Below are 23,060 nucleotides of genomic sequence, written 5' to 3'. Positions count from 1 at the left end.
ATTACTCCGCAAAGGAACTCGAATTCGATGACCACCCTGGAAATCAAGGACCTGCACGTCGAGGTCGCCAACCCGGACGAGTCCGGGGAGCCCATCAAGATCCTCAAGGGCGTGAACCTCACCGTGAAATCCGGTGAGACGCACGCCATCATGGGCCCCAACGGTTCGGGCAAGTCGACGCTGTCCTATGCGATCGCGGGCCACCCGAAGTACACCGTGACCCAGGGCTCGATCACCCTCGACGGCGAGGACGTGCTGGCCATGTCCGTCGACGAGCGCGCCCGCGCGGGCCTGTTCCTGGCGATGCAGTACCCGGTCGAGGTGCCCGGCGTCTCGATGTCGAACTTCCTGCGTACCGCGGCCACGGCCGTGCGTGGCGAGGCCCCGAAGCTGCGGCACTGGGTCAAGGAGGTCAAGGAGTCGATGGGCGAGCTGGAGATCGACTCGGCCTTCGCCGAGCGCAGCGTGAACGAGGGCTTCTCCGGCGGCGAGAAGAAGCGTCACGAGATCCTGCAGCTGGGCCTGCTCAAGCCGAAGATCGCCATCCTCGACGAGACCGACTCCGGTCTGGACGTCGACGCGCTGCGCATCGTCTCCGAGGGCGTCAACCGCTACAAGGAGCGCGGCTGGGTCGATGGCTCCGGCACGCCTACGGCAGGCGGCGTTCTGCTCATCACCCACTACACCCGCATCCTGCGCTACATCCAGCCGCAGTTCGTGCACGTGTTCGTGGGCGGCCGCATCGTGGCCGAGGGCGGCCCGGAGCTGGCCGAGGAACTCGACGCCAACGGCTACGTGCGCTTCACTCAGACCGCGACCGCTGGAGCCTGATATGACCGCAACCGTGCGCACATTCGATGTCGCGAAGATTCGGGAGGATTTCCCGATTCTGAGCCGCACCGTGCGCGACGGAAAACCCTTGGCGTACCTGGATTCCGGGGCGACCTCGCAGCGCCCGCTGCAGGTTCTCGACGCCGAGCGGGAGTTCTTGCTCGAGCACAACGCGGCCGTGCATCGCAGTTCGCATCAGCTGGCCGAGGAGGCCAACGAGGCGTACGAGGCGGCGCGGGCGGTGATCGCGGCCTTCGTCGGCGTCGGCGACGACGAGATCGTCTACACCAAGAACGCCACCGAATCGCTCAACCTGGTGGCCTACGCCTTCGGCGACGACCGCTTCCGGCATCGGATCGGCCCCGGCGACGAGATCGTGATCACCGAGCTGGAGCATCACGCCAATCTCGTGCCGTGGCAGGAGCTCGCGCGCCGCACGGGCGCCCGGCTGCGCTGGTACGGCGTCACCGACGAGGGCCGTATCGACCTCGATTCGCTCGAATTGTCCCCGGCGACAAGGGTTGTGGCGTTCACGCATACCTCGAATGTGACCGGTGCGATCGCGCCGGTCGCCGAATTGGTCCGGCGCGCACGGGAAGTCGGTGCGCTGGTGGTGCTCGACGCGTGCCAGTCGGTGCCGCATATGCCGGTGAATCTGCGCGAGCTCGATGTCGACTTCGCCGCCTTCTCCGGTCATAAGATGCTCGGCCCGTCCGGTATCGGCGTCCTGTACGGCCGCCGCGCACTGCTCGAGCAGACCCCGCCGTTCATCACCGGCGGATCGATGATCGAGACGGTCTACATGGACCACAGCACCTACGCGCCGCCGCCGCAGCGGTTCGAGGCCGGTTCGATGATGATCTCGCAGGCCATCGGTCTCGGTGCGGCCGTCCGCTATCTGGACGACCTCGGCATGGATGCCGTCGCCGCGCACGAGCATGAGCTGGTGGGCGCCGCGCTCGAGGGGCTCGGCGCGATCGAGGGCGTGCGGATCGTCGGCCCGACGGAGAATGTGCAGCGCGGTGGCGCCGTGTCATTCGTCGTGGAGGGCGTGCACGCGCACGACGTCGGTCAGATCCTCGACGATCAGGGTGTGGCGATTCGCGTCGGTCATCACTGCGCGTGGCCGCTGCACCGGCGTTTCGGCATCGCGGCGACCGCGCGTGCCTCGTTCTCGGTGTACAACACCCGCGGCGAGGTCGATCAGCTGGTCGCGGCCGTGCGGAAGGCGCAGAGCTTCTTCGGAGTTGCATAGAACATGCGCATGGAGCAGATGTACCAGGAAGTCATCCTGGACCACTACAAGCATCCGCATCACCGCGGACTGCGGGAGCCGTTCGGTGCCGAGGTGCACCACGTCAACCCGACCTGCGGTGACGAGGTGACCCTGCGCGTCGCGATCGATGACAACGGCGACGTCACCGACGTCTCCTACGACGGTCAGGGCTGTTCGATCAGCCAGGCCGCCACGTCGATCCTCGCCGATCAGGTCATCGGCCTGCCGGTGCAGCAGGCGTTGAAGGTCGTCGACTCCTACAGTGAGATGATCTCGAGCCGAGGCACGATCGAGGGCGATGAGGATGTCCTCGGCGACGGCATCGCCCTGGCGGGTGTGTCGAAGTATCCGGCGCGCGTGAAGTGCGCCCTGCTCGGCTGGATGGCGTTCAAGGACGCCGTGGTCCGGATAACCTCCGCACAGGAGACCAAGCCCGCCATGGGGAATGGGGAACGTCATGAGTGAGACACCAGCCACCGAGCAGCAGCTCTCCGCCGAGGAGGTGAGCCAGCTCGAGGACATCGAAGAGGCGATGCGCGACGTCGTCGACCCGGAACTCGGCATCAACGTCGTCGATCTCGGCCTGGTCTACGGGCTGCAGGTCGAGGAGGACATCGCCGTCATCGATATGACCCTGACGTCCGCGGCCTGCCCGCTGACCGATGTCATCGAGGACCAGACCCGCAACGCCCTGGTCCGCAGCGGCCTGGTCGAGGACATCAAGATCAATTGGGTCTGGATGCCCCCGTGGGGTCCGGACAAGATCACCGAGGACGGCCGGGAACAACTGCGCGCCTTGGGTTTCACCGTCTGATCCTTGGACAGATGCCCTCGCGGTGGGCGAAGATTCACCCCGTTCGTTATCACTGACGGGGAGGAATTCTCCAATGCCATTGCTGCACAAGACCGCCTGGGTCCTGACGCTTCCGGCGGTCGGCGCGCTCGCCACGGTGGGCGCCGGTCCAGCGGGCGCCGCCGCGGGGGATCTGTACGGCGCGATGTCGTTATCGCCCAGCACCGGAACGGTCGCCTACGCGGTCGACTACACCAATCAGGGCATGGCCGACGGCGGCGCCAACGTCAAATGCGACGTGTACGACTGCCAGGTGGTCGTCCGCTTCACCAACGCCTGCGCCGCGGTATCCCAGGGCGCCGACCACCGCTTCGGCTGGGCCTCGGCCCCCACCAAATCCGAGGCCGAACAGAAGGCCGTCGACTCCCTGGGCCCCAGCGCCCCACCGTTCCCGGACCTCGGCAGCGCCACCCCTCGCGCCGCCCAGCCCGTCCTCTCGGCCTGCACCGCCAACGCCCACTGACCCGCGCCCTCGGGCTCTCCTTGATCATGATGATCTTCGTTGTGATCAAGGAGAGTGTGGTCGAGCCGGTCTGTGAATGTTCGCGTACGGGCCGCCCGGCGGTGGTATCTGTTGTGGGTGCGGCGATTCGAGAAGGTCGATATCGGCTATGAGCTGACCGCGTGCGTCACATCGGGAGACGGCCCCGTGCCCGTGGTCCACATCAATGCTTTCGGCACGTCCCAAGACCAGTGGGATCAGGTCCTGCCCCGGTTGTATCTGCACACCACTGTCACCTACGACCGCCCGGGCATCGGTGAGAGTGCTCCGCTGCCACCACATCTGGCCGAGCGGCCACGCACGTTCGGGACATTGGCCGATGAACTGCGCGGCCTGCTCGACAAGCTCGGGATCGAATCACCCCACGTGGTCGTCGGGCATTCGATGGGCGCACTGATCGCCATGATGTACGCCGCACGGCACGGTGCGCATACGGCTGGGCTGGTGCTGGTGGATTGCACCACCTTGGAGCATCTGGCGGACCACATCTGGCCGGAACGCGAAGGGGGCGAAGACGATTCCGGATCGTCGATGCTGGATATCCCGGGATCGATCGCTGAGCTGGACAACGCGGTATGGACGACCGTTCCTGCCGCGGTACTGGCGAGCGCACCCGGGCGATGGACACGTCTGACGCCCGCCGACGCGGCCGAGTTCGCGCCGCTCACACTCGAGCAGCTCGATGAGCGATGGCAGGACGGCCAACGGCTGCTGGCCGAGAAGCTGCACGCGCTGCTGGTCGTGGCCGACTGGGCCGGTCATCACGTGCCCACGGATCAGCCCGAGTTGGTCGCGGCCTGCGTCACCGCAGTGATCGCCGCCGCCCGCGATCACCGGCCCGTCACCATTCCCCTCGCGCAATTGCGGTACACGGGCGGATCATGCCCAGCGGTCTGACTCGCTCGCCGAGATGCTGAAGCGGCGTAGGACACAAGCACACCGAGAGCAGCGCGGTCCGGGCCGGGTGATCGCAACAATGAGTTCGCATTCCGGCCGAATCGGATGGTTGGCGGAGCTGTTCGTGGGATCCTGAGATGCGGGTGCCATGGAGGCCGGATATGCAGTATCGACCAACGGCGACCGAGATTCTGGACTCGCTCGCCGAACTCCTCGACGACGTTCTGCTGCCCGCCCTGCCGGATGCTCTGCAGCACCGAGCGCGAGTCGCCGCCAACCTGACCCGCATAGTCCGTCGAGAACTCGACCTGGGCCCTGTCACTGCCCGCCGCGAACGGGAACTGATGGCGACCATCCCCGGCAGCCTGGATTCGTGGCGGGATCCGGAGCCGAATTCTGGTGTGGTGGAACCGGATTCGGGATCGGTCGAGGATGAGGATGCTGCGCTCTGGCGGGTGCTGGTCGAGGTTGTTCGCGGGGATCTGGCCATTGCCAAGCCGGGGTATGACGGATGGGAGGGGTTGTGAGCGGGAATACGGCTGTGGGTTTGGCGCGGTTTCTCAGTGCGGAAGCCGGTGGGGCCGTATCGGTGTCGAATGTCCGGCAGGTGTCGGCGGGGGCTCGGCGGCGGACGGTGGCCTTCGATGCGCGGCGGGGGACCGATGGGCGGCGGCTGGTGGCGACCATCGTGCCCGCGGCGATCCAGCGATTGCCGGTGCAGGCCGAGGCCCAGGTGCGGGAGCTGGCGCGTAAACATGGGGTGCCGGTGCCCGCGGTCGTGGCGATCTGCACCGATGCCGAATTCGTCGGCGCGCCGTTCCTCGTATCCGAGCTGATCGACGGGGAAACCGTGCCGCGCAAGGTATTACGACTGGTCCAGGCTGCCGGGATCGGGGAGCGGGTGGCCGCGCAGCTCGGCAAGGCCATGGGGCGGCTGCATGCGATCGATCCGCACGACGCACCGGCGGTGCTGCCCGGCGCCGCCGAAAGCGATCCCGCCGGAACCGAATTGGCCGAGGCCGAGTGCGGGGTGGCCCGACTGCTCGCCGACCGGCCGGTCTTCGCGCTCGCGCTGCGCTGGCTGCGCGGGCGTCTCCCGGATCCGCCATTACGAAGGGTGCTGCTGCACACCGATATGCGCAACGGCAATCTCATCGTCGACGGCGACGGGCTGCGCGCGGTGCTGGACTGGGAGGGTGCGCGCCGCTTCGGCGATCCCATGCACGATGCCGCGTGGGCGGCGCTGCGGATGTGGCGATTCGGTTGCGACGGCGCCGAATTCGGCGGATTCGCCGGCCGCGACGCGTTCCGGCACGGCTACGAGCAGGTCGGTGGCGTCTTCGACGCGGACCGATTCCGCTGGTGGAAGGTGCTGTGCACGCTCGGCTGGGGCGTGGGCCTGGCCGAGCAGGCCGCCGCCCATCTCGACGGCAGCGTGCGCGATATCGTGATGGCGGCCAGCGGCCGCCGGATCTCGGAGATCGAATGGGATCTGCTCATGCAGATCCGGCCGGAAGGCTAGGGCGAGCATGGATCTCGAGCTGCCCACCGAGCTGGTCGCCTATCTGGCCGAACTCGACGCATTCATCGACCGCGAGATCGTCCCGCTACAACAGGCCGACGACAACATCCGCTTCTTCGACCATCGCCGCGAGGACGCCCGCACCGACTGGGACCGCGGCGGCCTGCCGAGCAAGGACTGGGAGGAGCTGCTGGCCGAGACCCGCCGCCGCGCCGATGCGGCCGGGCACTACCGCTACGCGTTCCCGGCGGCCTACGGCGGGCGCGACGGCACCAACCTCGATATGGCCGTCATCCGCGAACATCTCGCGCATCGCGGCCTGGGCCTGCACGCCGATCTGCAGAACGAACACGCCGTGGTGGCCAACAACGTCGGCCTGCTGCTCATGCTGGAATACGGATCGGCACAACAGAAATCCGAATGGATCGACGAATTGGCCGCGGGCACACGGTATTTCTCCTTCGGTATCACCGAACCCGAACACGGCTCCGACGCCACCTATATGGAGACCACCGCGATCCGCGAGGGCGAGGACTGGGTGATCACCGGCGAGAAGACCTGGAACAGCGGCATTCACGGCGCCGCCGCGGACCTGATCTTCGCCCGCACCTCCGGGGCGCCGGGTGACGGCGCCGGGATCACCGCATTCCTGGTGCCCACCGGCACACCGGGTTTCACCGTCGAGGAGTATCTCTGGACCTTCAACATGCCCACCGACCACGGCCGCGTCGCCTTGCGCGGGGCGCGCGTGCCGGGCGATGCGCTGTTCGGTCCGGAAGGGCGCGGCCTGGCCGTGGTGCAGCATTTCTTCAACGAGAACCGCATCCGCCAGGCCGCGTCGAGCCTCGGTGCGGCGCAATACTGTATCGATCAATCGGTGGCATATGCCAAGGAGCGCAAGCCCTTCGGCAGGCCGCTGGCGGATAATCAGGCCATCCAGTTCCCCCTCGCGGAACTGCATACCCAATGCGCGATGCTGCGTGCGCTCATCCGCCAGGCGGCCTGGACCATGGACCGTCACGGCACTTTCGCTGCCTCCGAACAGGTGTCGATGTGCAACTACTGGGCCAACCGGCTGTGCTGCGAGGCCGCCGACCGGGCCATGCAGGTGCACGGCGGCCTCGGTTACTCGCGGCATAAGCCGTTCGAGCACATCTACCGCCACCACCGGCGCTACCGGATCACCGAAGGGTCCGAGGAGATCCAGCTGCGCCGGGTGGCGGGTTATCTGTTCGGATTCATGAAAGGCCGTGCGCCGAAGGGGGTTTAACGCCGCAGCACCCGCCGGGCCAGCCAGTTGCCCGCGAACTGCACACCCTGCACACCGGCGATGATGATCAGCGTCGCGACGAGTGTGACCTGCCAGTCGAACCGCTGATACCCGTACACCAGCGCGAAGTCGCCGAGTCCGCCGCCGCCGACCGTGCCCGCCATGGCCGACATGTCGACAATGGCGATCACCACGAAGGTGTAGCCGAGCACCAAGGGCCCCAACGCCTCCGGAATCAGCAGGGTGAGGATGATCCGCAGCGGCCCCGCGCCCATCGACCGCGCCGCCTCGATCACGCCGGGATCGACGGTGACGAGGTTCTGCTCCACGATGCGGGCGATACCGAACGAAGCCCCCACGATCATCACGAACACCGCGGCATCGGTGCCGATGGTGGTGCCGACCACCTTCAGCGTCACCGGGCCCAGCGCCGCCAGCAGAATGATGAACGGAATCGGTCGCACCACGTTCACGAGCACATTGAGCAGCAGATGAATCGGTGTGTTGGCCAGCAGCCCGCCCTTGCGGGTGGTGTAGAGCGCGGTGCCGAGCCCGAGCCCGAGCAGTCCCGCCACGACGAAGGTGACCCCGACCAGATAGAGGGTCGTGCCGACGGCCTCGCCCAGGACGGGCCGCAATTGATCCCAATCGGTATGCATCAGACCCCCGTCAGCTCGTCGATCACCTTGTCCACCGCATCCTCGGGACCGTCGAGGGCGAGGGTGAGGCTGCCGAACGTCTTGTCCTGCAACGCACTCACCCCGCCGTAGACCACCTCGAACCGCACCCCGGTATGGGTGGCCGTGGCCAGCGCCGCACCGATGCCGCGGTCGTCACCGAGATCGACCGTCACCAGACGCCCGATATGCCGGTCGCCGAGGCGTCGCAGCTCGTCGGCGCTGGGCCGGTTGTGCAGCACGGTATCGACGAACGAGCGGGTGGGCGTCGCCTGCGGGGTCGCGAAAACCTCGAAGGTGCTGGCCAATTCGACCACCCGGCCGTCGGCGAGCACGGCCACTCGATCGGCGACCGCGCGGATCACATCCATCTCGTGGGTGATCACCACGATCGTGACCCCGAGCTCGCTGTTGACCTTCTTCAGCAGTCGCAACACCTCCTGGGTGGTCTCCGGATCCAGCGCCGAGGTCGCCTCGTCGGCCAGCAACAGCGACGGCGAGGTGGCCAGCGCCCGGGCGATGCCGACGCGTTGCTTCTGCCCGCCGGAGAGCTGATCGGGATAGTTGCGGGCCTTATCCGAGAGCCCGACGAATTCCAGCAGCTCGGCCACGCGCGCCTTGCGTTGCGCGCGTGGCCATTTGGCCACCTTCAGCGGATACTCCACATTGCCCGCGACCGTGCGCGAGCGGAACAGGTTGAACTGCTGGAACACCATGCCGATATCGCGGCGCAACCGGCGCACTCGCGATTCGGGCACGCCGGTGATCGCCTCGCCGCCGACCAGGACCGTGCCCGCGCTGGGCCGCTCCAGGCCGTTGATCAACCGGACCAGCGTGCTCTTGCCCGCGCCGGAATAGCCGATGATGCCGAAGATCTCACCGCGCTCGATGCGCAGATCGATCTCGTCGAGCGCGACCGTCCGCGACTTGCCCACGGTGAATGTCTTGGTGACGGAACGGAATTCGACGGCGGCGGAATCCGCTGGCGCCGTGGTCGATTCGCTCACTTCTGATCGCGCAGGGTCTGCTGGACGCGCGCCAGCACCTGCTCCAGCTCGGGGCCGCTGCGCTTGACCTCGACGGCGGTGCCCTTGGTGGCCTCGGCCTCGGCCCGCTGCACTTCGGGGTCGTGCCAGATGTCGACCAGCCGTAGATACAGCGGGTTGTTCTTGTCCGCGGCGCGGGTCACCAGCGTATTGATATACGGCTCGGCGGCGGGATCGGTCGGATCATCCTTGTAGATCGCGGATTTCGGGTCCACACCGGAACGTTCGAGGTAGGTGTTGTTGATGACCGAGCCGTCGACGGAATTGAGCGATAGCGCCGTCTGCGCCGCGTCGACCGGGGTGACCTTGACCTTCGAGGCGCCCTTATCGATATCGGCGGGGGTGGGTTGGCGCGGGGTGCCGGTGAGCTTCAGCAGACCCGCCGACCGCAGCACGTTCAGGGCGCGGGCCTGGTTCGTCGGATCGTTCGGGATCGCGATCTCGCCGCCCTGCGGAATCTCCGCGACCGAGCGGTGCTTCTTCGAATACAGGCCCAGCGGCACGATATAGGTCGCCCCGATCGGGGTCAGCGTGTCGTTGTCGGCGACGTTGTACTGGCCCAGGAACTGCAGGTGCTGGAACAGATTCACATCGATCTGCTTCTGCGCCAGCGCGCGGTTGGGCTGGTTGTAATCGGAGAAGTTGGTGGTCTTCAGCGTGATGCCCTCGGCCTTCGCCTTCTGCTCGAACACCTGCCAGGTGTGATCCTGATCGGTGGTGCCGATCCGCACGACATTGCCGGAGGCGGCATCGTCATTTCCACCGCACGCCGTGAGGGTGAGGGCCGCGGTTGCTACCAGGACCGGGATCGCCAGTGCCCGATGGAATTTCACTCGTGCTCCAAAAGATCGTCGTGATGTGAACCCGGCAATCCAAGCGGGTGAGCACGGTCGCGGACAAGGTTTCCGATTGCGGTGAGCGAAACTGTGGCAACCGGGCGGGTCGAACGTCTAGTTTGCACGAAATGCGAAGGCTGCGCCGTTTTCTGGTGATCCCCATCCTGCTCGCGATGGCCGCGACCGTCTCCTCCTGTGGTGAACAACACCGTGGCGACGTGGTGCGCATCGGTGTGAACGATCTCCCGCAGCCGCACTGGCAGGTCTACAAGAACAAGGCCGCCGCGGCGGGCATCGCGGTGGAGTTCGTCAACTTCACCGATTACAACCAACCCAATCCCGCACTGGCGCAACGGCGTATCGATCTCAACAAGTTCCAGCACATCCGGTATCTGGCCAACTACAACGTCCGCAACAACGACACCCTCACCCCGATCGGCGCGACCGAGATCTACCCGCTGACCTTGTATTCGAAGAAGCACCGCTCGGTCGCCGAGGTTCCGAAGGGTGGTCAGGTCACTCTCAGCAACAACCCCGCGAATCAGGTCCGGCCGCTGCTGGGACTGGCGGCGGCCGGACTGATCGCGCTGAAGGGCGGTCCCAGTTGGGATTCCAAGCTCGAGGATGTCGACACCGCGGCGTCGAAGGTGAGGCTGATCACCATCGATCCGACGCTGACCGCGCAGTCGCTGGACAGCGCCGACGCCGCATTCGTCGATGACACCTTCGCCCGGCAGGCGGGCCTGACCCACGAGCAGGTGATCTTCACCGACGATCCGCAACGCCCCGAGCTGAAGCAGTACATCAACGTCTTCGCCGCCCGGGCCGCCGACCGGGACGATCCGAGGCTCGCGACACTGGTACGGCTCTACCACGATCCGGAGGTGGAGGCCGCGATTCGCGCCGAGGCGGGATTCGACGGCATCTTCCAGACCAACGACGCCGCGGATCTGAGGGCGACGCTGGCTCAGCTCGAGGCGAAGTTCCGCGGATAGGTCAGAGCTTCACCACGATCGTGTGGAGGATCTTGTCGGCGAAGGTCTGCCGCTTGTCGTCCCACAGCGGCCACAGATAGCCGAGGTAGCAGGGGAGGCCGTCGACCACATGGCAGATGCGCCGCACGATGGACATGCCGAAGCCGATCGTCTGGCCGTCGGCCTCGCGAATCAGCTTGATGCCCAGCACCTTCTTGCCCGGGGTCTGGCCGGTGACGCCCTCGCGGTACAGCAGATACAACCCGCCGACCAGGGCGACCAGCGCGCCGGCGAACATCAGGGCGACCCCGCCCGCGCTCAGGCCGCCGCTGCAGGAGGTGCTGTAAGAGCCGGTGTCGTCATTGCTGGTGCAGGTCATATTCGACGTGCCGATCGCGATGCCGAGGGTGTACAGGATGATCGTGGGCACGCCGATGATCAGGCCGTCGATCAGCGTCGCGCCGACCCGGGCGGCCCAGCTCGCATAGGGCGGGACGGGGCCGTAGGGCTGATAGCCCGGCATCGGCGGATATCCGGGCTGCGGTGGGCCGTATCCCGGCTGCGGTGCGCCGTAACCGGGTTGCGGTGCGCCGTAACCGGGTTGCGGCGCGCCATAACCGGGTTGCGGTGGTCCGTAGCCCGGTTGTCCCGCGCCGTATCCGGATTGTCCCGGGCCGTATCCGGGCTGCCCCGCACTGTATCCGGGTTGTCCTGCGCCGTAACCGTATTCGGGCGGACCGTAGCCCGGCGGCGGTGTACCGTAGCCCGGTTGCTGGGGATATCCCGCGCCGGACTGTCCGGGCTGCGGTGGGTTCGGTTGCTGGGCATGCGGATCGGTCATCAGGGCCTCCGACGATGTGATGGGACGGTTGAGCGCAACGACCGGGTGGAACTGTGTCGGAACCGCGGCAAACCGGTGAGCCCGCCCAAGTATGAGCGAACCCGACCGGAAACATACGGCAAAGACGGCGGAATTGCCGCGATGTCGGCGCCGGTTGCGGTGATGATGGTCGGGTGGACGACATCACCTACGAGGACACCCGCTTCGCCCTGCACGCGGTGTCCGAACTGCTGATCGCCGGTCCGCAGTACCGGCGTTTCGGCACCGTCCGGATGCGCATCGTGCTGGGTGGTTTCATCGGCGTGAAATGGCCGGTCTCGGTGATCGGCACCGAGATGGTGTGGCCCGAGGGCCGCACCCCGCTGCGCGGCAGTTACGCGGATATCGCCGCGGCGGCCGGTTTCGAGGCCGAGGCGCCGCCGCCCGGGCTCTACAGCGACGGCACCGATATGGACCCGAAGGAGGCGTTCACCGTCGACGCCGAGGCGACCGAGCAGATTCACGGCTGGTTCGCCCTCGGCGATACCGCGCTGCGCCGCTTCGCCGATCAGCCGCCGACCCTGTGGCCGGAGCATTTCGATCTCTCGATCGCGGTCGACCAGACCAATTTCGGTGTCTCCCCGGGCGATTGGGACAATCCGCAGCCCTATGCCTATGTGGGGCCGTGGACCCGCCGCGAGGGCGAGTTCTGGAACGCGCCGTTCGGGGCCATGCGCCCGCGCTCGGAGGTTCCCACCGTCGCGGCGCTGCTGGACTTCTTCGCGGAGGGCCGCAAGCAGGCCGCCGCGGAATCCTGAGGTCACCGCTGCGACGGATTCAGCGACGCAGTCGGCCGGTGCGGGCGAAGGTGCGCTTGGTGGCGGCGGACAGATTGGGCGCGTCCGCGGCGACCTCGGGCTGATCCGGATTGGGGCGGACGAGCAGGGTGACCGTGGTGCCCTCGGTGAAGCCATGCCGCGTCATCAGCGCAGCCGATGCCGTGTTGTCGATTTCGACGTCGGTGACGATGCGGCGGGCGCCCCGCGAGAACAAGGCCGCGCAGCACATGTCCACCAGCCGGCCCGCGATACCGAGACCCTGCATATGCGGGGCGACCGCGATCCACTCCAGATAGGACCAGTCCTCGCGCAGCTCGAATTCCATCGATCCCAGCACAAAACCGACCACTCGGTCCGAGTCGAGGGCTACCCAGCAGGAACCATCGGGGTTGTCCAGGTGTTCGGCGATCGAGGTGAGCGACCACGAGGTGTAGGGCTTCGTATTCGTGTCGAACACCTCATCACCGAGGTCGAGGACCTCGCGCAGGTGACCGAGGCCCATGGGAACGATGGCTATATCGACATCCATAGTCGATAGTTTGCCAGCTGACACGCCCTACCTTGGGTGACGGGGTCAGGCGCCCTTGCGTGCGGACTGCTTGGCGGGCTTCTTGGTGGCTTTCTTCGCGGCCTTCGCGGCGGGCTGCTTCTTGGCGGTGGCCTTGGCCGCGGGGTCGGATTTCGTCGCCGCGCCGCGGCGGCCGCTCGCCTCCAGGCTGCGCTGCAGCGCGGCCACCAGGTCGACGACCTCGGCGTCCATCTCCGCGGGCGCGGGCTCGGCCGGGCGGGTGACCTTGCTGGATCCCGAGGCGATGGCCTCGTCGAGCATCCGCTTCAGCTCGATCTGATAGTCGTCCGTGTACAGGCTCGGATCGAAGTCGTCGGACATGCTGTCGACCAGTGTCTCGGCCATCGATAGCTCCTGCTTGCGCGGTTCGGCCACCCCGTCGAGCGATTCGAAATCCGCCGCACGCACCTCATCGGGCCACAGCAGTGTCTGCAGCACCAGTACGCCGTCGCGGACCCGCAGCGCGGCCAGCCGCGTCTTCTGCCGCAGCGTGAAGTTCACCAGCGCCACCCGCTCGGTCTGCTCGAGCGTCTTGGCCAGCAGCACATAGGCCTTCGGGGTGGTCGAATCCGGCTCCAGGTAGTAGCTGCGATCGAACAGGATCGGATCGATCTGCTCCGCCGGCACGAATTGCAGCACCGGAATCTCGTGCTTCTCCGCCACCGGCAGCTTCGCGAAATCCTCGTCGGTGAGAATCACCTGATCACCCTCGGAGGATTCATAGGCCTTATCGATATCGGCGTACTGCACCGACTGCCCACACACCGTGCACACCCGGTCGTACTTGATCCGCCCCCCGTCCTTGGCGTGCACCTGGTGAAACCTGATGTCATGGTCCTCGGTGGCGGTATAGACCTTCACCGGGACGTTCACCAGCCCGAACGCGATGGAGCCCTTCCAGATCGACCGCATGTTTCGATCGTACTTTCGACCGGTTCCCCATGTCCGGCGAACCGGTCCGGCCAGGGTGTTCGTGGGGGATGCGGGTGGCTGGTGGTGGTTGGTTGTCGACCTGCGACGGCCCGTAGACGGCCCCGTGGACGGTGTCAGCGATTTTCTGGCGGGTCGCGGCCTTCGTCTCGTGGTCGGCCCAAGCCAGGCCGAGTTGTGGTGTGGAGTGGGTGGCTGCGTGCCGTTCGGCCTGGTGGATCAGGTCGCGGAGCTTCCACGGCCCGTTTGCGCCAGGCGCTCGAGTGGGTGGCCAGAGTCATTGTGCTCCTTAATATTTCGCAGGTAGCGGGTCTGACATGCGTCCCCCTCGGCCCAGGCGTGGATCTCGTCAGCTGATTGATCTCCGGCTCCGGCATTTTTGGCCGTAATCCATTCCCGCACAACGAGATAGCGATTCCCACGCCCATCGTGCCGACCGACCGGATTCATCGCCCGAACGCGAAGCGCAGTACTCAGTAGGGGGTGAAATATGTTGTGCGCCATCAGTTTTTGTGGATATTCGAACTGAGCGACTGATACGATCGCTGGCGTCGACGTCGACTGGCCAGGTTAGAGCACCGCTCCCGGCGTAACCCGCACAAGGTTCGGGGGCGGCGACGATTCACAAAATTCGTTAGGTTCGACGAAAGGCAGTCCCATGAAACGTATTGGCACCACGCTGGCTGCGACCGGCGCGCTCCTCGTCTTGACTTTCGGTGCGCCCCTTGCCCACGCCGCTACCACTGCCGGCGATCCCGTCAACGGCGCCGCTGCCGCCGCCCGCGGTTCCTTCGTGTACACCACTCACGATGGCGATGTGCGGCGATTGGAAGACCCCGAAAACGACCGTTGCTACCACATCGAGGGTGACGGGTTCGCCGACAACAACACCGACCGCGATGCGAAACTCTACCGAGACGGCGACTGTCGTGGCGACGACTTCCGGACCCTTGCGGCCGGGGACCGTGACCGGCACGCCGATTTCCATTCGGTGAGATTCGAACGCCGGTGACATTCATTCGATAAGCGAATCTCTCACACGCGCTGCGGGGTTCATCCGAGGCCCTGGGATGCACCCCCACCGTGAGGTTCTGTAGTCCATGTTCGTCTCCTCCGCTCTCGGTGGAGGAGACGAACATGGACAAATCCTGGGTCAGGTGGTGGTGATCGAGTTCGCCATCGCCGACGGCGCCGAGAACGCGGTCACGGCGGCGGCCGCGAAACAAGCCGGTCCGTGCCGGAGCACCGCTGCCGCCCGTCGCGTCGGTGCGGCCCAGGCGGGGAACCGATACCCGTACCCGCTGGTGAATATCGTCATCGATCGTTGCTCCTCACGTAGACCGACAAGGGAGACATAGCGTTTCGATACTCGACTTGTGGCTTCGGAGCTCAGCTCGGTCGGACCCGTTGGGCCTGGGGACCTTTGGAACCGACCTTGATCTCGAAACTCACCGACTCGCCCTCGCGCAGGGTTGCACCGTCGGGACGAGTAATGTCGTTCCAAGTCACGAAGACATCGGGACCGCCGTCGTCCACTGCGATGAATCCGAAACCCCGCTCGTCGTCGAACCATCTCACCGTGCCCTGCGCCATCGTTGTTCTCCTTGTCGTTCCTGCGGACGTGTTCAGGGACAATGTGATCCACGAGACCCGGGCTGCGCTCTCACGACAGACGGACCATGGCGGTGGCCCTGCCGAAGATGCGTCGCCTGTCGAAGGTCGCGGTCAGGGCGACGGTCGCGGTGCCGGTATCCGGGTCCAGCGATTTGACGACGCCGCCGAATTCGACGGCAGCGGGTGCGTTGGGGCCGACGAAGACCGGGCTCGTCATGCGGACGCTGTATTGGCGCAGCGCGCCGGGGTCGCCCAGCCAGGAGGTGAGATAGCCCGCGCCGAGTCCCATGGTCAGCATGCCGTGCGCGACGACGCCGCGCTGCAGGCCCAGGAGCTGGGCGGTGCCGTCGTGCCAGTGGATCGGGTTCGGGTCTCCGCACACTCCGGCGTAGTTCACCAGATCGCCGCGGGTGACGGCGAATATCCTCGGCGGCAACCGATCTCCCACGGAGACCATGGCCATGGGCCGTGCCCAGCGGTTCCCCGAGCCGCTGGGCCGGGTCGGCGTCGCGTCGTCGGTCACCTCCGTCATGGGCACGGCCGCCTTTCGAGCTGCGAGGACATCCGATCGCAGAATTCCGGCCATGACCCTGGTGAGCGAATCACTCGCTGTCGGTTGTGACCGCGCGATCGCGCTGGTCCTGGCCGAGAACACGGCTGATCCGCGCTGATCGGTCACGGCATTCTCGACGACGAACAGATCTCCGCCGAACGCCCGCCGAAACGATTGCAGCGCAACGGTGCTGGTGAGCTGATCGCCGGCGACGGCCGGGCGATGGAATTCGAATACCTGATCGGTGTGGATCGTCGACTCGAGGTCGTAGCCGTCGAGGATATGGGTCAGCGCCTGCTGCACAGTGTCGCTGAGCAGACAGCCGAAGGTGGGCGGTGCCGGCAGTCCCGGATAGCCGTATTCAGCGGCGACCGATTCGTCCCAGTGCACCGGGTGATCGGCGCGCACGGCCCGGGCGAATTCCCGGATCTTCTCCCTGCCGACCTCGTAGTAGTCATCGATCCGATAACGCCGGCCCACCACTGCGGTCAATCGGTCGGTCACCGCACCGCCCGTCGGTGCGGTGCTCCTTTGATGCGTTGGTTCGACGACCTCCACGCTGTGCCTCCCGAGTGCGAAGTATGTGTCCGTGGAGAAGTCGGAGCCCGCGTGGGCGCGGATTGAAATGTGATCCAGGACACATCGAATCGACCGATCCGGCGGACCGTGCGGTTCGACTTTCCTGGCGGTCCTCAATCCACGAAGTCGAATGGAGGTAGTACGGATGAAAGATCTCGCGCCCTTCTACGCCAACGTTCAATCTCATTACGACCTGTCCGACGAATTCTTCGCCCTGTTCCTGGATCCGACCCGCACCTACAGCTGTGCGTACTGGGACAAACCCGGATACACCCTGGAGCAGGCACAGCTGGCGAAGATCGATCTGGCCCTCGGCAAATGCGATCTGCGGCCCGGCATGACACTGCTGGACATCGGCTGCGGCTGGGGTTCGACGATGCTGCGCGCGATGGACCGATACGGCGTCGATGTCATCGGTCTGACATTGAGCCGCAACCAGTTCGACTACGTCAGCGCGCAACTCGACCAGCGGCGCGGGGGTCCGCGGGGGGAGGTGCGGCTGCAGGGCTGGGAGGAATTCGATCAGAAGGTCGACCGCATCGTTACGGTCGGCGCATTCGAGCATTTCCGGGCTGAGCGCTATCCGGACTTCTTCGATTTCGCGTACCGGACGTTGCCGGACGACGGCACGATGCTGCTGCACACCATCGTCGTGTACGGCCCGGATCACCTGCGCGCCAACGGACTTCGGTGGACCCGTTCGGATCTGGCCTTCATGCGGTTCATCCGCGACGCCATCTTCCCCGGTGGACAGCTGCCGCTGCCCACCGGCACCGCACTGCGCGGCGTCCGCGAATACGCGCAGGAGGCCGGTTTCACCGTCAGCCGGATCCAGGCGCTGCAGGCGCATTACGCGAAGACGCTCGATCATTGGGCGGGCGCGCTGAAACGCGAACGCGACCGGGCGATCGCGCTGAGCGATGAACAGACCTACCTGACCTACATCACCTACCTCGCCGGCTGCGCGGACCAGTTCCGGGCCGGTCGCCTCGACGTCATGCAGTTCACCTGCACCAAAAACGCTTCGATGCCGGTCTGACATTCCGATCCGGTTCCGCACCGATCCGGCGGGCGGGTCCAGACGAAGTCCTCTCGACCAAATCCACTGCGGCCCCGCCTGGGACCGCCGACCACGAAGGCAGTGACAGGAACGATGACGATGATGCGACGTTACGTGGTAGCAGCGATGGTGATGGGAGCCGCGGCGGCCGGCGCGACCGCCTGCTCGAACGACAAATCCGATTCCGGCAGCGCGAGCGCCACGAGTTCGATGGCGGGGTCGACCACGGCGAGCAGTGCCGCGGCGGGTCTCGTCGGGCCCGGATGCCAGGCCTACGCCGCGCAGGTGCCGACCGGCGCCGGATCGGTCAGCGGGATGGCCCAGGATCCGGTCGCGGTGGCCGCCTCGAACAACCCGATGCTCACCACCCTGGTCTCCGCGGTGTCGGGCAAACTCAACCCGCAGGTGAACCTCGTTGACACCCTCAACGGCGGCCAATTCACCGTATTCGCACCCGTGGACGCGGCCTTCGCGAAGATTCCGCCCGCGACGATCGACTCGCTGAAAACCGATGCGGCCACGCTGAACAAGATCCTCACCTATCACGTCGTGGCGGGACAGATCGCCCCGGACAAGATCGCCGGAACACATAAGACCGTCGAGGGCGCCGATGTCACCGTCACCGGATCCGGTGCCGCACTGAAGGTCGGCGCCGCCTCGGTCATCTGCGGCGGTGTCAAGACCGCGAACGCCACGGTCTACATGATCGACACCGTGCTCATGCCGCCGGCCTGATTCCCGAAGCGCGTTCCGCCAGGGTCGCCGTCGACCCGCACCGCAGCAGGAGTAGCCATGACCACATATCCGGTGCACACCGGTTCCCGGGTGCGTTCGTGACGGCCCCGGACGAACACCCCCGGGTGATCCGCCTGTTCCCGGGTTCGGTGGACGACCGGCCGAGGGCCGGTATGTCCGGTCCGCCCGTGCGATTGCGGCTGGAGCAGCAGGCCAACCGCCGTCTGGCCACATTGCTGGTCGCGATTGCCGGGGCTGACCGCGAGGCCTTCACCGAGTTCTATCGCGCGACCTCCCCGCGGGTGTTCGGCCTGGCAGTGCGGATCCTGCGTGAGCGCACCGCCGCCGAGGAAGTGACCCAGGAGGTCTATCTGCAGGTGTGGTCGCTGGCGGGCCGCTACGACGAACAGCGCGCCAGCCCGATGGGGTGGCTGATCATGCTCACCCATCGGCGCGCGGTGGACCGGATCCGCGGCGATCGGTCCGCGACAGATCGCGATACCGTCTACGGGCACGCGCAACTGGGTCGCGATCACGATGTAGTCGAGGAGGCGGCGTCCCAGCGGATCGAGGAACAGGCCGTGCGGCGCTGCCTCGACACCCTCACCTCGCGGCAGCGCGAGACCATCGCCCTGGCCTACTACGGCGGGCAGACCTATCCCGAGGTCGCCGACGTGCTCGACATTCCTTTGGGCACAGTGAAATCCCGAATCCGCGACGGTCTCAAGCGCCTCGCGGCCTGCCTGGCAGGTGGGGGTGAGATCCAGTGAGGGACACCGAACCGCGGACCGGACTGTTCGAATCGGTCTATCCCTACGCGCTCGACGCGGTGACCAACGCCGAACGGCGGCGGATCGAACGGTTGCGCGCCGCCGCCCCGGCGGCGAGCAGGCACGCATTCGACGACGCCGTCGGGCAGGTCCAGGACCTGCTGGCCGATCTGACCGCGGTCCATTCCGATTCTCCGCCAACGGGATTGGAGTACCGGGTGCTGGCCGCGCTGGACCGCGCGACCGGTCGCGCGGGCCGTCGGCCCGCGCCGCGGCACGGGTCTCGGCTGCGCTGGTTCGCCGCGGCCGCGGCGATTCTCGTGGCCATCGGCGTCGGGGTGATCACCACCGCCGACCGCCGCACTGAGACTCCGCCGACGGCGGCGCCGGTCGTGCAGATGATCGAGCAGCAACCCGATCTCCGCACGCGCACAGTCGGTCTCGGTATCGGCGGCACCCTGGTGGTGCACAGTTCCGCGACGCTGTCGCTGGCCGCGGTCGGCTTCGAGGACGTGCCCGTGCCCGCCGCGGGCCGCAGCTATCAGCTCTGGCTGATACCGCCGGGGGGAGATCCGCGGTCGGCGGCGATCCTCGACCGGCTCCCGCGCGACCCGGTCATCACCCACTTCGCTGCGGCAGAGAGCCTGGCCGTCACGGTGGAACCCGCGGGCGGATCCCCGCGCCCGACCAGCACGCCGATCGCCGATCTGGATCTGAGCTGACCGCCATGGCTTCCACGATTCCACGCGGTGACCGCGAACAGGACGCGGCGAGTGAGTCACCACCCGGCGAGGGCCGACACGACCCGGAGGCGTCACTCGGGTGGGCGGCGGCCTCGGTCGCCGGGATCGTCGCGGCCGCAACCGTTCTGGGCGTGGGACACCTGGTGGCGGCCATCATCGGCCCGGCGGCCTCACCGTTCTTCGCCCTCGGGGCCGCGATGGTCGACCGGACACCACACGCCCTCAAGGATGTCGCCATTCGGTGGTTCGGCAGCAACGACAAGACCGCCCTGTTCGCCACAATGGGTGCGGTGATGCTCCTCGGCGCGGCATTGATCGGCATATTCGAACGCCGACGTCGGTGGGGCAGCGGTCTGTTGGTTGTCGTCGGAGCGGTGGCAATGGCGGCCGCGCTGGGGCGGCCCACCGCCGACGCGTATTTCGCAGTGCCCGCACTCGCCGGAACGATCGCGGGAGTGCTCGCGCTGAGACTGCTCGTCACCGGCTCGGTGAGGCCGGAGCCGAAAACAGGCGCGCTGTCTCGCCGCGCCTTCCTGACCGCTGTCGTGGGGGTCGGCGCTGTCGCGGTCGGCGCCGGCGCGGCCGGACGGTGGCTCGGCACGCGCCTGCACGACGTCGCCGCGGATCGGGCTCGATTCCTGCTGCCGCGAGCCGATCACGCCGTGCCCGGTCCCGGCGCCGCACAGGCACCCGTGGACGGCATCACCCCGTTCGTCACGCCGGTCGAGCGGTTCTATCGCGTGGACACGGCCCTGCAACTGCCCGCGCTCACCAGTTCCGAATGGCGGTTGCGGATCCACGGAATGGTCGATCGCCCGGTCGAATTCGACTTCGATCTGCTGCGCACCCGACGCGCGATAGCGCGGATGATCACCCTCACCTGTGTGTCCAACGAGGTGGGCGGCGATCTGGCCGGTACCGCAGTGTGGACCGGATATCCGCTGGCGGAGCTGCTCGGCGAGGCCGGAATCCATCCGGACGCGGATATGCTGCTGTCCCGCAGCGTCGACGGATTCACCGCGAGCACACCGGTTTCGGCGATCCTCGACGGACGTGACGCCCTGCTCGCGGTCGGTATGAACGGCGCGGCCCTGCCGATCGAACACGGCTATCCGGCGCGGCTGGTGATACCTGGCCTCTATGGCTATGTCTCGGCCACGAAATGGGTTGTCGACCTGGAACTTACCCGTTTCGACCGCGCCCGTGCCTACTGGACCCAGCGCGGGTGGGGCGCCGACGCGCCGATCAAGACCGCCTCCCGCATCGATGTGCCCGCTGCCTTCGCGACGGTCGCGGCGGGCACCGTCACTGTGGCCGGGGTCGCCTGGGCCCAGCATCGCGGCATCGATACCGTCGAAGTACAGGTCGACGACCAGCCGTGGCGACCGGCCACCCTCGCCGGGGAGTACTCCGAAGACACCTGGCGCCAGTGGTTCTGGCGCTGGGAGGCGAGCACCGGGACGCACACCCTGCGGGTACGGGCCCGCGACCGGGACGGCATCGTCCAAACCGATCGGCGCGCCCCGCCGTTTCCCGACGGCTCCACCGGCTGGCACAGCCGCGTCGTCACCGTCCGCTGACTCGAGTCGGCTGTCAGTTCTCGGATCGTGCGACCGCAGGGGCGGTGGTCCACTTCTCCCCACGCTGTGACATCCGCGGGCGGACCTGATCGCCCTCGGACTCCGAAGGCCGTTGCGGCAGTGCTGTCACACTTAGCGCAGGGGCGCCTTGACACGGGGATCGGTGGGGGTGGTCGAGCCACCGGTCGGTTCTATCGACATGGCCACTTCGCCGGCGTCACCGGTCCGGAGGAGCATGGGTGTGCGACTGCCCGGCAGGGTGTCGAGCACGCCCGCCGACTGCGGTCGACCGGCTGCGTCGATCAGCCACATCTGATAGGTGCGGCCGGTCGGTGCGGGCGGTACGGCATCGAAGGTCACTGTGGCGGCGCCGAGTTCGCGGGACGTACTGACCGTCATGCTGCCGCCGCCGGTAACGGGTGTGGTTTCGGAGCGGGTGTCGGCGTGGGTGATCACCTGCTGCGCAGTGATATCGCTGGACTCGTGGGATTGGCTGCGTATCACCGCGATTCCCACGCCGAGGCCGATAGCTACCACGATCGCCGCCGCGGCGGACAGCCAGCGCATCAGGCGTGCGCGGTCGCGGTGCGGGGCGGGTGCGTTCCGCTCGTCGAGTTCCCGCAGCAGCGCTTCCTCGATGTTCGATGGCACCGGCACGGCGTCCATGATCGTCATGTCGGCGAGAGTCTCGTGCAGGTCGCGCACTGTGGCGCGGAAGGCCGCGGCGGTGGCGTCGTCGGCCCGGGCGAGCATTCGCTCGACGGAGCGGCGGTCCGGTTCCGCGAGCGCGTCGAGTGCGTAAGGGTAGGCGAGCTCCAAGAGCTCGTCGTGGGGGTGGATATCAGGCATCGGTCACCGATCCCGCCAGGCAGTTCTGCAGCCGCTTGAGGCCGTCGCGGATGCGGGATTTGACGGTGTTGAGCGGAATGCCGAGGTGCTCGGCGACCTCGGCGTAGGTGCGGCCGCCGTAGTAGGCCAGCGCGACGGTTTCCCGCTGAAGATCGGTCAGGGTGGCGAGGCAGTCGACGACGGCGCGTTCCTCCGAGCGCTGGCTCACGGTCTCGGCGACGATGTCGTGGTCGCGTCCGAGCTGACGATGGCCGTAGGCGAGTTCGCGGGTGGCGGCCGAGGATTCGGCGCGGATCCGGTCGACGGCGCGACGATGGGTGAGCATCATCAACCAGCCGATGGGACTGGCCAGCCGGGTGTCGTACTCGTCGGCGGTGTTCCAGACATACAGGTAGATCTCCTGGGTGATCTCCTCCGCGATGGCGGGTCGGCGCAGTAAGCGCAGCGACAGCCCGAAGACACGATCGTGGGTGGAGCGATAGAACTGGAGGAAGGCGTCCCGGTCGCCCGCCGCGATGCCGGCCAGCAGTGCGCTCAGCCGGCGGGCCGCTTCGGTATCCGGCCGAGGCCGGTCGGTGGGGCACGACGCGGCCGGGGTGGGAGTGCGCAGGCCGGTACGGTCGGCGTCGACCGGCCGGAAGCGCTGATCATCCGCCATCGCGGTCTGTCTCCCTTGATCGAGGTCACTCGGTCCGTACAGTTCGGTCGCTGCCATCGAGGCTATGGGATTGGTCGG

Annotated in this window: 28 protein-coding genes; 16 read left to right on the top strand and 12 right to left on the bottom strand. The window is 66.9% G+C overall.

What is annotated here, in order from left to right; translation table 11 throughout:
* Positions 1-27: 27 nt before the first annotated feature.
* The 9 genes from sufC to ACIA76_RS01255 all read left to right on the top strand — a co-directional run bounded on the left by sufC (position 28) and on the right by ACIA76_RS01255 (position 7,151).
* Positions 28-831 (top strand): Fe-S cluster assembly ATPase SufC, encoded by an 804-nt coding sequence (gene sufC, locus ACIA76_RS01295; RefSeq protein ID WP_397147087.1) that lies wholly within the window; start codon positions 28-30, stop codon positions 829-831.
* Between the two features lies 1 nt (position 832).
* Entirely contained in the window at positions 833-2,086 is a 1,254-nt protein-coding gene (locus ACIA76_RS01290) for a cysteine desulfurase (RefSeq protein ID WP_397147085.1), read from the top strand.
* A 3-nt stretch (positions 2,087-2,089) separates the two neighbouring features.
* Positions 2,090-2,572 carry a Fe-S cluster assembly sulfur transfer protein SufU gene (gene sufU, locus ACIA76_RS01285; protein ID WP_397147082.1) on the top strand — a complete coding sequence of 161 codons (483 nt, stop codon included), beginning with the start codon at positions 2,090-2,092 and terminating at the stop codon, positions 2,570-2,572.
* The gene (locus ACIA76_RS01280; protein WP_397147080.1) at positions 2,565-2,921 is read left to right on the top strand and encodes a metal-sulfur cluster assembly factor; all 357 of its coding nucleotides are present in this window, start codon (positions 2,565-2,567) and stop codon (positions 2,919-2,921) included. Before sufU ends, ACIA76_RS01280 begins: the two co-directional genes overlap by 8 nt.
* A 73-nt stretch (positions 2,922-2,994) precedes the next feature.
* Positions 2,995-3,423, top strand: coding sequence for a DUF4189 domain-containing protein (locus ACIA76_RS01275; RefSeq protein ID WP_397147078.1), 429 nt, complete (start codon positions 2,995-2,997; stop codon positions 3,421-3,423).
* 72 nt (positions 3,424-3,495) lie between these two features.
* The gene (locus ACIA76_RS01270; RefSeq protein ID WP_397147076.1) at positions 3,496-4,359 is read left to right on the top strand and encodes an alpha/beta fold hydrolase; all 864 of its coding nucleotides are present in this window, start codon (positions 3,496-3,498) and stop codon (positions 4,357-4,359) included.
* Between the two features lie 161 nt (positions 4,360-4,520).
* Entirely contained in the window at positions 4,521-4,886 is a 366-nt protein-coding gene (locus tag ACIA76_RS01265; protein WP_397147074.1) for a DUF6285 domain-containing protein, read from the top strand.
* A complete protein-coding gene (locus tag ACIA76_RS01260) occupies positions 4,883-5,881 on the top strand; it encodes a phosphotransferase family protein (protein WP_397147072.1) in 999 nt (332 codons plus the stop codon). Before ACIA76_RS01265 ends, ACIA76_RS01260 begins: the two co-directional genes overlap by 4 nt.
* Before the next feature lie 7 nt (positions 5,882-5,888).
* Positions 5,889-7,151: an acyl-CoA dehydrogenase family protein gene (locus tag ACIA76_RS01255; protein ID WP_397147070.1), complete on the top strand. Its 1,263-nt coding sequence runs from the start codon at positions 5,889-5,891 to the stop codon at positions 7,149-7,151.
* Here the strand turns inward: ACIA76_RS01255 and ACIA76_RS01250 are convergent.
* The 3 genes from ACIA76_RS01250 to ACIA76_RS01240 are packed head-to-tail and all read right to left on the bottom strand — an operon-like array spanning position 7,148 to position 9,707.
* Positions 7,148-7,810 (bottom strand): methionine ABC transporter permease, encoded by a 663-nt coding sequence (locus tag ACIA76_RS01250; protein WP_397147068.1) that lies wholly within the window; start codon positions 7,808-7,810, stop codon positions 7,148-7,150. The genes ACIA76_RS01255 and ACIA76_RS01250 overlap by 4 nt on opposite strands.
* The gene (locus tag ACIA76_RS01245; protein ID WP_397147066.1) at positions 7,810-8,835 is read right to left on the bottom strand and encodes a methionine ABC transporter ATP-binding protein; all 1,026 of its coding nucleotides are present in this window, start codon (positions 8,833-8,835) and stop codon (positions 7,810-7,812) included. The genes ACIA76_RS01250 and ACIA76_RS01245 overlap by 1 nt, the downstream gene beginning before the upstream one ends.
* Positions 8,832-9,707 carry a MetQ/NlpA family ABC transporter substrate-binding protein gene (locus tag ACIA76_RS01240; protein WP_397147063.1) on the bottom strand — a complete coding sequence of 292 codons (876 nt, stop codon included), beginning with the start codon at positions 9,705-9,707 and terminating at the stop codon, positions 8,832-8,834. The genes ACIA76_RS01245 and ACIA76_RS01240 overlap by 4 nt, the downstream gene beginning before the upstream one ends.
* Before the next feature lie 131 nt (positions 9,708-9,838).
* Here ACIA76_RS01240 and ACIA76_RS01235 point away from each other — a divergent pair, with 131 nt between their 5' ends.
* Positions 9,839-10,705 carry a MetQ/NlpA family ABC transporter substrate-binding protein gene (locus ACIA76_RS01235; protein ID WP_397147061.1) on the top strand — a complete coding sequence of 289 codons (867 nt, stop codon included), beginning with the start codon at positions 9,839-9,841 and terminating at the stop codon, positions 10,703-10,705.
* Position 10,706: 1 nt separating this feature from the next.
* Here ACIA76_RS01235 and ACIA76_RS01230 read toward each other — a convergent pair whose 3' ends face one another.
* A complete protein-coding gene (locus tag ACIA76_RS01230) occupies positions 10,707-11,525 on the bottom strand; it encodes an RDD family protein (protein WP_397147059.1) in 819 nt (272 codons plus the stop codon).
* A gap of 173 nt (positions 11,526-11,698) precedes the next feature.
* On the opposite strand from ACIA76_RS01230, the gene ACIA76_RS01225 reads away from it, so the two are divergent.
* A complete protein-coding gene (locus tag ACIA76_RS01225) occupies positions 11,699-12,322 on the top strand; it encodes a hypothetical protein (RefSeq protein ID WP_397147057.1) in 624 nt (207 codons plus the stop codon).
* 19 nt (positions 12,323-12,341) lie between these two features.
* On the opposite strand, the gene ACIA76_RS01220 is transcribed toward ACIA76_RS01225, so the two are convergent.
* The 6 genes from ACIA76_RS01220 to ACIA76_RS01195 all read right to left on the bottom strand — a co-directional run bounded on the left by ACIA76_RS01220 (position 12,342) and on the right by ACIA76_RS01195 (position 16,512).
* A complete protein-coding gene (locus ACIA76_RS01220; protein ID WP_397147055.1) occupies positions 12,342-12,872 on the bottom strand; it encodes a GNAT family N-acetyltransferase in 531 nt (176 codons plus the stop codon).
* A gap of 45 nt (positions 12,873-12,917) precedes the next feature.
* Positions 12,918-13,823, bottom strand: coding sequence for a Ku protein (locus ACIA76_RS01215; RefSeq protein WP_397147053.1), 906 nt, complete (start codon positions 13,821-13,823; stop codon positions 12,918-12,920).
* Positions 13,824-14,475: 652 nt separating this feature from the next.
* Complete coding sequence (locus ACIA76_RS01210; RefSeq protein ID WP_397147051.1) at positions 14,476-14,829, bottom strand: hypothetical protein; 354 nt, start codon at positions 14,827-14,829, stop codon at positions 14,476-14,478.
* Positions 14,830-14,994: 165 nt separating this feature from the next.
* Entirely contained in the window at positions 14,995-15,159 is a 165-nt protein-coding gene (locus ACIA76_RS01205; RefSeq protein WP_397147049.1) for a hypothetical protein, read from the bottom strand.
* 71 nt (positions 15,160-15,230) lie between these two features.
* A complete protein-coding gene (locus ACIA76_RS01200; RefSeq protein WP_397147047.1) occupies positions 15,231-15,434 on the bottom strand; it encodes a cold-shock protein in 204 nt (67 codons plus the stop codon).
* Between the two features lie 70 nt (positions 15,435-15,504).
* Positions 15,505-16,512 carry a fused (3R)-hydroxyacyl-ACP dehydratase subunits HadA/HadB gene (locus ACIA76_RS01195; protein ID WP_397147045.1) on the bottom strand — a complete coding sequence of 336 codons (1,008 nt, stop codon included), beginning with the start codon at positions 16,510-16,512 and terminating at the stop codon, positions 15,505-15,507.
* A gap of 220 nt (positions 16,513-16,732) precedes the next feature.
* On the opposite strand from ACIA76_RS01195, the gene ACIA76_RS01190 reads away from it, so the two are divergent.
* The 5 genes from ACIA76_RS01190 to ACIA76_RS01170 all read left to right on the top strand — a co-directional run bounded on the left by ACIA76_RS01190 (position 16,733) and on the right by ACIA76_RS01170 (position 21,475).
* A complete protein-coding gene (locus ACIA76_RS01190) occupies positions 16,733-17,626 on the top strand; it encodes a cyclopropane mycolic acid synthase family methyltransferase (RefSeq protein ID WP_397147043.1) in 894 nt (297 codons plus the stop codon).
* A gap of 123 nt (positions 17,627-17,749) precedes the next feature.
* Complete coding sequence (locus ACIA76_RS01185) at positions 17,750-18,382, top strand: fasciclin domain-containing protein (RefSeq protein ID WP_397147936.1); 633 nt, start codon at positions 17,750-17,752, stop codon at positions 18,380-18,382.
* 173 nt (positions 18,383-18,555) lie between these two features.
* Positions 18,556-19,152: an ECF RNA polymerase sigma factor SigK gene (gene sigK, locus ACIA76_RS01180; protein WP_397147934.1), complete on the top strand. Its 597-nt coding sequence runs from the start codon at positions 18,556-18,558 to the stop codon at positions 19,150-19,152.
* A complete protein-coding gene (locus ACIA76_RS01175; RefSeq protein ID WP_397147041.1) occupies positions 19,149-19,874 on the top strand; it encodes an anti-sigma factor domain-containing protein in 726 nt (241 codons plus the stop codon). The genes sigK (ACIA76_RS01180) and ACIA76_RS01175 overlap by 4 nt, the downstream gene beginning before the upstream one ends.
* Positions 19,875-19,879: 5 nt before the next feature.
* A complete protein-coding gene (locus ACIA76_RS01170) occupies positions 19,880-21,475 on the top strand; it encodes a molybdopterin-dependent oxidoreductase (RefSeq protein WP_397147039.1) in 1,596 nt (531 codons plus the stop codon).
* A gap of 132 nt (positions 21,476-21,607) precedes the next feature.
* Here the strand turns inward: ACIA76_RS01170 and ACIA76_RS01165 are convergent, their stop codons facing one another.
* On the bottom strand, positions 21,608-22,324 hold the full coding sequence (locus ACIA76_RS01165) for an anti-sigma factor domain-containing protein (RefSeq protein WP_397147037.1): 717 nt from the start codon (positions 22,322-22,324) through the stop codon (positions 21,608-21,610).
* Positions 22,317-22,982 (bottom strand): ECF RNA polymerase sigma factor SigK, encoded by a 666-nt coding sequence (gene sigK, locus ACIA76_RS01160; protein ID WP_397147035.1) that lies wholly within the window; start codon positions 22,980-22,982, stop codon positions 22,317-22,319. Before sigK (ACIA76_RS01160) ends, ACIA76_RS01165 begins: the two co-directional genes overlap by 8 nt.
* Between the last annotated feature and the right edge of the window lie 78 nt (positions 22,983-23,060).

Origin of the sequence: Nocardia sp. NPDC051570 (assembly GCF_044454005.1) — a bacterium.
In the GTDB taxonomy this organism is placed as follows: domain Bacteria; phylum Actinomycetota; class Actinomycetes; order Mycobacteriales; family Mycobacteriaceae; genus Nocardia.
Note: the sequence above shows the minus strand (reverse complement) of the source record. Positions and strands in the feature narration are given on the sequence as shown.

What these genes read in the sequence shown, in the direction of transcription:
- sufC (WP_397147087.1), top strand. Translation starts at nt 28, where the DNA reads ATGACCACCCTGGAAATCAAGGACCTGCACGTCGAGGTCGCCAACCCG.
- ACIA76_RS01290 (WP_397147085.1), top strand. Translation starts at nt 833, where the DNA reads ATGACCGCAACCGTGCGCACATTCGATGTCGCGAAGATTCGGGAGGAT.
- sufU (WP_397147082.1), top strand. Translation starts at nt 2,090, where the DNA reads ATGCGCATGGAGCAGATGTACCAGGAAGTCATCCTGGACCACTACAAG.
- ACIA76_RS01280 (WP_397147080.1), top strand. Translation starts at nt 2,565, where the DNA reads ATGAGTGAGACACCAGCCACCGAGCAGCAGCTCTCCGCCGAGGAGGTG.
- ACIA76_RS01275 (WP_397147078.1), top strand. Translation starts at nt 2,995, where the DNA reads ATGCCATTGCTGCACAAGACCGCCTGGGTCCTGACGCTTCCGGCGGTC.
- ACIA76_RS01265 (WP_397147074.1), top strand. Translation starts at nt 4,521, where the DNA reads ATGCAGTATCGACCAACGGCGACCGAGATTCTGGACTCGCTCGCCGAA.
- ACIA76_RS01255 (WP_397147070.1), top strand. Translation starts at nt 5,889, where the DNA reads ATGGATCTCGAGCTGCCCACCGAGCTGGTCGCCTATCTGGCCGAACTC.
- ACIA76_RS01250 (WP_397147068.1), bottom strand. Translation starts at nt 7,810, where the DNA reads ATGCATACCGATTGGGATCAATTGCGGCCCGTCCTGGGCGAGGCCGTC.
- ACIA76_RS01235 (WP_397147061.1), top strand. Translation starts at nt 9,839, where the DNA reads ATGCGAAGGCTGCGCCGTTTTCTGGTGATCCCCATCCTGCTCGCGATG.
- ACIA76_RS01230 (WP_397147059.1), bottom strand. Translation starts at nt 11,525, where the DNA reads ATGACCGATCCGCATGCCCAGCAACCGAACCCACCGCAGCCCGGACAG.
- ACIA76_RS01220 (WP_397147055.1), bottom strand. Translation starts at nt 12,872, where the DNA reads ATGGATGTCGATATAGCCATCGTTCCCATGGGCCTCGGTCACCTGCGC.
- ACIA76_RS01215 (WP_397147053.1), bottom strand. Translation starts at nt 13,823, where the DNA reads ATGCGGTCGATCTGGAAGGGCTCCATCGCGTTCGGGCTGGTGAACGTC.
- ACIA76_RS01210 (WP_397147051.1), bottom strand. Translation starts at nt 14,829, where the DNA reads ATGGAAATCGGCGTGCCGGTCACGGTCCCCGGCCGCAAGGGTCCGGAA.
- ACIA76_RS01205 (WP_397147049.1), bottom strand. Translation starts at nt 15,159, where the DNA reads ATGACGATATTCACCAGCGGGTACGGGTATCGGTTCCCCGCCTGGGCC.
- ACIA76_RS01200 (WP_397147047.1), bottom strand. Translation starts at nt 15,434, where the DNA reads ATGGCGCAGGGCACGGTGAGATGGTTCGACGACGAGCGGGGTTTCGGA.
- ACIA76_RS01190 (WP_397147043.1), top strand. Translation starts at nt 16,733, where the DNA reads ATGAAAGATCTCGCGCCCTTCTACGCCAACGTTCAATCTCATTACGAC.
- ACIA76_RS01185 (WP_397147936.1), top strand. Translation starts at nt 17,750, where the DNA reads ATGCGACGTTACGTGGTAGCAGCGATGGTGATGGGAGCCGCGGCGGCC.
- sigK (WP_397147934.1), top strand. Translation starts at nt 18,556, where the DNA reads ATGTCCGGTCCGCCCGTGCGATTGCGGCTGGAGCAGCAGGCCAACCGC.
- ACIA76_RS01170 (WP_397147039.1), top strand. Translation starts at nt 19,880, where the DNA reads ATGGCTTCCACGATTCCACGCGGTGACCGCGAACAGGACGCGGCGAGT.
- ACIA76_RS01165 (WP_397147037.1), bottom strand. Translation starts at nt 22,324, where the DNA reads ATGCCTGATATCCACCCCCACGACGAGCTCTTGGAGCTCGCCTACCCT.
- sigK (WP_397147035.1), bottom strand. Translation starts at nt 22,982, where the DNA reads ATGGCGGATGATCAGCGCTTCCGGCCGGTCGACGCCGACCGTACCGGC.